Here is a 6,165-nt window from a genome sequence, read left to right as displayed (position 1 = left end):
GATCAACTTTATTGAAAAGTTGCGCGAAAACTGTAAATTTCATGAAATTCCTCTTTAACGAATTTTCAATTTTTTATATGATTTTTAAGCACTTTTCGTTGATTTTTTTAGGATGGAATTAAATTTCGTAGACCTTTTCAGTTTATGAGAGATAACTGAATATTATGCATTAACTTTTGCTTTTTACGAGCATACAAGAAAAATAATATACAAAATATTGTTACAAAAAGCTTTATCTAATAAATCTTATGGTAGGCATTTTCGTGTTTTTACTATTTAAAATTTTTATGTTATGTTTGTCCTTCTGCTGTTTGATAAGTGCATGTTCAGCGTTGCGTAAATGTGCGACCATTTGTAGTTTTGCTGTTTCATTTTGTAGCTTAGCGAGCATTCCAATTATATATGCTTGTAACTCAGCAATACTTTTTAGATCTGTTGTTGTCTTGATTTCATTTAATAGTTCTTCAATTTGCTGAAAACGATTATTTGCTTCTTCAAAAGTCTTTAAACTTACGGCTTTATCAGTGATAGCTGCATATTGGATACGATCGTTGATAAAACTGCTAGATTCATGGATAGAAATAGGAATTTCTTCTTCTTTTAAAATCTTTTTAAGTGATGTAGATAGCGCTGAAGATTCATTTCTATTGTAGAGCGTTTCTGGATTTTTGAGAAAAAAACTGCTGTGATCTGTTTGTGCACTTTTAAGTTTTTTAGTGTCGAATTTTTGGCTTCCCGTTATAGATTCGTGTATCTTTTTTGTTTCCTCAAGTTGTTTTTTTAGCATATCGAGAAGTGGGGCATCAGGTGGCACTTTCTTTTGTTGTGGAGGTGTTTTCTTTGATGTTTTTGAGCTCCCAAAAAAATTGGGCCACGTCGTTGGAATTGATGCTCCCAAATCCGCCGCTCCAGCGCCCCAAACCCAGGCCATTGCTGGGTTTGAAATCCCTAAAGTTATTACAACTGCTATTGAAATGACCTTTTTTTTCATGTTTCCCTCCTGTCATTTTTTGCGTGCTGTAAGAAAATTGGTAACCATATTGCTGGATCATCACCAACTTCCGCGATAATGCTTTCGGCTAATTCTGCGTTATCAGGTGTACCTGATAATACCAAGAGCTCGTCACTAAAGTCGTGTTCGATGGTTTTTCCATCGCGTGTCAGATGGAATTTACCAAGATTCAGTTCTGCAAGTGCAGATTGATCGCCCTGCTTAATGAGGAATTGGCGACTAAACTCACCAAGTCCTTTAACGAGTTCAAATTCGGTATCTGTTAGTTTAAAGCCTTTTGTATAATCTTCATAGTTTGCTTTGGGGTTGGCTAGAAAAATGTAAGTTGCACACTGTTGAATGAGTGTTTTAGCAATATTACTTTCCAAGGCATCGCTAGGCTCTTGTGTTGCATAAACAAAAATACCATTTTGTTTACGGATAGTCTTTTGTTTATTTTTCGCTAAATCTTCAAAGTACGGATCTTGCAAAGGCTTCCAAAACTCATCAAAGATATACATAAATCGCTGTCCGCTAATCATGCCTTCTGTGCGGTAAAGCAAATACATCATCACTGGAGTGCGAGTTTCAAAATTATCTAAAAATTCCGTGATATCAAAGCCGTAGATTTGATGTGTTGAGAGATCAAGAGCATCATGGGGATTATCAAATAACCATCCATAATCACCACCTTCACACCATTTTAGTAAGCGAGCATGAACAGAAGGATGAGCATTATAATCACTTAAACGCGGATTTGGTAAAAATTGTACCAGAAAGGACAAACGACGGAGTGATTGGTCAATGTTACTGCTCATAACAGACATAACCGCTTTGTTAATTTCTTCCTCGTCGTGATGCGTGACCTCACCACCAGCTTCTGCCAATTTTTTAACAAATTGTTTCAGAAAAATAAGATTTTCTTGTGTGGGTGGGAGTTGGAAAGGATTGAAACCACTTCTCCTGCCTGGCTTGAATGTTAAATATTTTCCACCCATAGCCCGAATGGCAATTTCCATGCCACGATCTTTATCAAAAACAACAGTTGTCGGCTTAAATTTTTGTGCTTGTGCTAACAAAAAGCCGAGTAACACGGTTTTACCGGAACCAGATTGTCCGATAAGTGCGGTATTACCAAGTAAACGTTTATCTGTCGAGTCCTCTTCAAGTTTGGAGGCATGAAAATTGAAATAAAGCGGTGTTTTACTGATTGTTTTAAGAATTGTGACGGCTGGTCCCCATGGGTTGCCAGTGGGTTTTCCTGACATAAAATTATGAAAAGATGAAAATGATAAAAAGTTCAATGATGTAATCGGAGCAGGACGTGGTCTCCATTTCCAATTGCCAGGAAGTTGTGCCCAATAGCCAGCTTCTATCGCTAAGTCTACAGGTTTGGGCAGTACCGCAACGTCTAGTAATGCTGCACTTGCTTTGGCCATATGGTCGCGAACTTGCTGAATTGTATCACCATAGATAGTCAATGTGCAGTGATGTTCTCCCATGACAAAATGCCCACTGATAAGCTGGTTTAGTGCTTCGTCAATTTGTTCAATTTGGCTCGTTGCCACATCTCGTGCATCAATAAGATTACGCTGATGCCGTTGTAAATAGTCTTTAGCAGCATGTCGGGAGAGCACCGAAAAGCTCTGCGTCAATACGAACTCGAAGTCACTTTCCAACAAAACATTTAATTGTCCTGGTTTGGTTGTTGCATCATATTCTTTAATTTCCAGCATTCCAAATCGACGCATTCCACTGGTTGTTCGCAGTTCACCAAGAGCACCCCATTTTGAGAAAAAAGGTCGATTGATAGACATATAGTCGGAAAAACGGTCATGGCAAATTGGCATAGGGCGATATTCGCCATTGACAAGCATTCCAAGGAACTCAAGTGCAGAAGAATAAGCATGCCCATTTTTTTCGTAAGCACCAAGAAGTTCTGCACCGTAACGATTTAAAGATTGCCCTAAAGTACGGTTGATGTCATTGAGTTCTTTGATACATGAATCTTGTCGCATCTTTTTTTGATCAAGCGTTTCACGTTCATGTTGAGAAAAGAACGACATAATTTTATCCGCTATCGGTTGAAAAATGATAGTCAGATATAAATCATTGACCATCAAATTATAACCAGTAAAGCTTTGCCGATATTTTTCATCAAGTTGATAGCAAAACATTTGATCAAATGTTGAATCAGGATATTCATAAACACGGCGGCGCACAATATGCGTCCAAAATGATAAATTAGCCGATGCAATACCCCGTAGAGTATTGTTAAGCTCTTTTATCCATTGAAAAATATCATCTTCTGAAGCACTTTGATGCGAGCGTCCGTCAATCTTCCAAATCGATAAATATTCCGCACTTTTAGTAGAGATAATCGTATCTGTAATGTGATGTGAATAAGGAAGGAACAGACTTACAGGTGTCTCTGATATAAGACGTTTGCTGCTTTCAACAGCTGTCATACTTATCTCCTTTTATTATAATTAGAGGGACTATAACTTGATGCACCCCAAAAACCTTTATTGCGATTACGAAATTTGGTATCAATCCATAACCACCAGATACGAAACGCTTTATCATCGTTTTTGGTAATTTGCGCCATAATAAACCATAATGGTGGCGCTATAATCCACAAAAAGATATTTATTGTCATAGCAATAACAGCAACCATCATAAGCATAACAATAAACGGCATCATGGGGACACCCCATATAGTTGGAACACGTGTTGCTCCCTTAAATAAGGGAAAATTTTTTTCTTGCGATTTCATGGGATGTTCTCGTCACTGGAGGTGAAATAATATGTGGCTAATATAGAAAGCTGCACCAGCAATAATGACACTAAATGCCCATCGGATAAATGTAGCTCTTGCGATGATGCGAAATATATAAATAAGCAAAAGTAATAAAAGAATGATAGCAGCAACGACAGGAATAATTATACTTAATCCATATTGCATCCCTATGAAAACATCTAAACTCTTTGTTTCCGTCTGAGCATATGCAGATTGAGTTATTAATAACATAACTGAAGTGATAACAATAGCACTAATCTTACATACTTTTGATTTGAGCGTATTTAATTGCTTCATATCTTTTATCCCCTTTTAATTAAAGTTGCTATAAATAATATTCCTTTTTTCGTAGTATGAGCGACATTATTACTGGTAAAAATCTATAATCGACGAATATTAAAAACATTACGTATTATACTAATTTATGGTTGACCTGTAAATAGCATTTTAGCAAGTTGGGTTGCTGAACCTGCGATGACAACACCGATTGCCCATCGTATAAATGTATCCCTTTCAATGTAGCGTCCTGCGTAACCAATTGCTAAACATAAAAGTATAACAGCAGCAGCAACAGGAATAATATTTTTAACAAGATCATCCTGCAGAGCATTTAAAGCGTTTTTAGCATTCTTTATTTCTGCATATGCGGGATGCGTTATAAAAAACGCAGTTATAGTTGCAGAAATTGTAATGATTCTGTTGTTATTTTTTGATTGAAGGTTGATTAGTTTTTGCATATTTTACTCTTATTATTAGATGAGTTTTTACATTAAAAACGTTTTGTATTATAACTACTTATGCATTACCTGTAAATAGCATTGTAGCAAGTTGGCTTGCTGAGCCAGCAATGACAACGCCGATTGCCCATCGTATAAATGTATCCCTTTCAATGTAGCGCCCTGCATAACCAATTGCTAAGCACAAAAGTATAACAGCAGCAGCAACAGGAATAATATCAATAAGGTCTTTTTTCAGAGCCTCTAAAGCTTTTCCAGCATGCTCTATTTTTGCATATGCAGGATGCGTTATAAAAAACGCAGTTATAGTTGCAGAAATTGCAATGATTCTGTTGTTATTTTTTGATTGGAGATTAATTAGTTTTTGCATACTGTACTCTTATTAAATTTTTATGAATGCTTTGTATTTCTATCATAGACGGAATAGAATTTTGCTATGTTAATAATTATTAGATGAGTTTTTACATTAAAAACGTTTTGTATTATAATTACTTATGGTTTACCTGTAAATAGCATTGTAGCAAGTTGGCTTGCTGAGCCAGCAATGATAACACCGACTGCCCATCGTATAAATGTATCCCTTTCAATGTAGCGTCCTGCATAACCAATTGCTAAGCACAAAAGTATAACAGCAGCAGCAACAGGAATAATATTGGTAGTAAGGTCTGTTTGCAGAGCCTGTAAAGCTTTACTAGCATTCTCTATTTTTGCATATGTAGGATGCGTTATAAAAAACGAAATTATAGTTGCAGAAATTGCAACAATTCTGTTATTACTATTTGATTTAAGGCTAATTAATTTTCGCATATTTCTCTCATTAAGATTATAAATAACATTTTGTATTATAGTTGTCATCTTTAATTTTAATTAACTGCACCTGTGAATAACAGCTTAGCAAGCTGGGTTGCTGATCCAGCGATGACAACGCCAATTGCCCACCGTATAAATGTATCTCTTCCGATGTAGCGCCCTGCGTAACCAATCGCTAAGCACAAAAGTATAACAGCAGCAGCAACAGGAATAATATTTTTAACAAGATCATCCTGCAGAGCATCTAAAGCAGTTTTTGCATTTTGTAATTTTACTTGAGCATACACAGGATTGCTAATAAAAAATGCAGTTATAGCCGCAGAAATTGTGATAATTTGATTATTATTTTTCTGGAAATTAGTTAATTTTCTCATATTTAGTTTCATTGATTTATCATAAATATTTTTCTACGAAATAAGAAACAATTTCATTGATGCGTAATGAAGGCATTGAAATCCAAAGTTTCTTTTACAAAAAATATTTCATATTCCAAAAGATTTATACAGGTTTAAATAATAAATTGGCAAGTTCAGCTGCTGAACCTGCGATAACAACACCGATTGCCCACCGTACGAATGTATCTTTTCCGATGTAGCGTCCTGCATAACCAATTGCTAAGCATAAAAGTATAACAGCAGCAGCGATAGGGATAATCACCTTCAAGTCTGTTTGGAGTGCCTCTAAAGCAGTTTTTGCAGGAGTTAAAACTACTGCTTGGGCTAACACAGGATTGGACATAAAAAATACAGTTAAGGCTGCAGAGGTTTTAGTAATTTTATTTCGAATTATTGTTTGAAGAATTTTTGATTGTTTCATACTGTTTATCT

The 6,165-nt window shown here is 35.9% G+C and carries 9 protein-coding genes; all 9 read right to left on the bottom strand.

Annotated elements, in window-relative coordinates; translation table 11 throughout:
• Positions 1–232 precede the first annotated feature (232 nt).
• A complete protein-coding gene (locus ACFILA_RS03740) occupies positions 233–991 on the bottom strand; it encodes a type IV secretion system protein (protein ID WP_375660684.1) in 759 nt (252 codons plus the stop codon).
• Positions 988–3,459, bottom strand: a complete 2,472-nt coding sequence (locus ACFILA_RS03735; RefSeq protein ID WP_375660683.1) for a VirB4 family type IV secretion/conjugal transfer ATPase — start codon at positions 3,457–3,459, stop codon at positions 988–990. The genes ACFILA_RS03740 and ACFILA_RS03735 overlap by 4 nt, the downstream gene beginning before the upstream one ends.
• 2 nt (positions 3,460–3,461) lie before the next feature.
• The gene (locus ACFILA_RS03730; protein ID WP_273790547.1) at positions 3,462–3,767 is read right to left on the bottom strand and encodes a type IV secretion system protein VirB3; all 306 of its coding nucleotides are present in this window, start codon (positions 3,765–3,767) and stop codon (positions 3,462–3,464) included.
• A gap of 12 nt (positions 3,768–3,779) precedes the next feature.
• On the bottom strand, positions 3,780–4,088 hold the full coding sequence (locus ACFILA_RS03725; RefSeq protein WP_375657492.1) for a conjugal transfer protein: 309 nt from the start codon (positions 4,086–4,088) through the stop codon (positions 3,780–3,782).
• A 125-nt stretch (positions 4,089–4,213) separates the two neighbouring features.
• Positions 4,214–4,528 carry a VirB2 family type IV secretion system major pilin TrwL gene (gene trwL, locus ACFILA_RS03720; protein WP_375660682.1) on the bottom strand — a complete coding sequence of 105 codons (315 nt, stop codon included), beginning with the start codon at positions 4,526–4,528 and terminating at the stop codon, positions 4,214–4,216.
• A 58-nt stretch (positions 4,529–4,586) separates the two neighbouring features.
• The gene (gene trwL, locus ACFILA_RS03715; protein ID WP_375660681.1) at positions 4,587–4,898 is read right to left on the bottom strand and encodes a VirB2 family type IV secretion system major pilin TrwL; all 312 of its coding nucleotides are present in this window, start codon (positions 4,896–4,898) and stop codon (positions 4,587–4,589) included.
• Positions 4,899–5,020: 122 nt separating this feature from the next.
• A complete protein-coding gene (gene trwL, locus ACFILA_RS03710) occupies positions 5,021–5,335 on the bottom strand; it encodes a VirB2 family type IV secretion system major pilin TrwL (protein WP_375660680.1) in 315 nt (104 codons plus the stop codon).
• A gap of 56 nt (positions 5,336–5,391) precedes the next feature.
• A complete protein-coding gene (trwL, locus tag ACFILA_RS03705; RefSeq protein WP_375660679.1) occupies positions 5,392–5,712 on the bottom strand; it encodes a VirB2 family type IV secretion system major pilin TrwL in 321 nt (106 codons plus the stop codon).
• Positions 5,713–5,836: 124 nt separating this feature from the next.
• Positions 5,837–6,154 (bottom strand): VirB2 family type IV secretion system major pilin TrwL, encoded by a 318-nt coding sequence (trwL, locus tag ACFILA_RS03700; RefSeq protein ID WP_375660678.1) that lies wholly within the window; start codon positions 6,152–6,154, stop codon positions 5,837–5,839.
• Positions 6,155–6,165 lie beyond the last annotated feature (11 nt).

This window comes from Bartonella sp. CL71SXKL, assembly GCF_042194935.1.
Lineage (GTDB): Bacteria > Pseudomonadota > Alphaproteobacteria > Rhizobiales > Rhizobiaceae > Bartonella.
This window is presented reverse-complemented; position numbering and strand designations above follow the sequence as displayed.

Coding starts and splice junctions, on each gene's coding strand:
- ACFILA_RS03740 (WP_375660684.1), bottom strand. CDS start 991: ATGAAAAAAAAGGTCATTTCAATAGCAGTTGTAATAACTTTAGGGATT.
- ACFILA_RS03735 (WP_375660683.1), bottom strand. CDS start 3,459: ATGACAGCTGTTGAAAGCAGCAAACGTCTTATATCAGAGACACCTGTA.
- ACFILA_RS03730 (WP_273790547.1), bottom strand. CDS start 3,767: ATGAAATCGCAAGAAAAAAATTTTCCCTTATTTAAGGGAGCAACACGT.
- ACFILA_RS03725 (WP_375657492.1), bottom strand. CDS start 4,088: ATGAAGCAATTAAATACGCTCAAATCAAAAGTATGTAAGATTAGTGCT.
- trwL (WP_375660682.1), bottom strand. CDS start 4,528: ATGCAAAAACTAATCAACCTTCAATCAAAAAATAACAACAGAATCATT.
- trwL (WP_375660681.1), bottom strand. CDS start 4,898: ATGCAAAAACTAATTAATCTCCAATCAAAAAATAACAACAGAATCATT.
- trwL (WP_375660680.1), bottom strand. CDS start 5,335: ATGCGAAAATTAATTAGCCTTAAATCAAATAGTAATAACAGAATTGTT.
- trwL (WP_375660679.1), bottom strand. CDS start 5,712: ATGAGAAAATTAACTAATTTCCAGAAAAATAATAATCAAATTATCACA.
- trwL (WP_375660678.1), bottom strand. CDS start 6,154: ATGAAACAATCAAAAATTCTTCAAACAATAATTCGAAATAAAATTACT.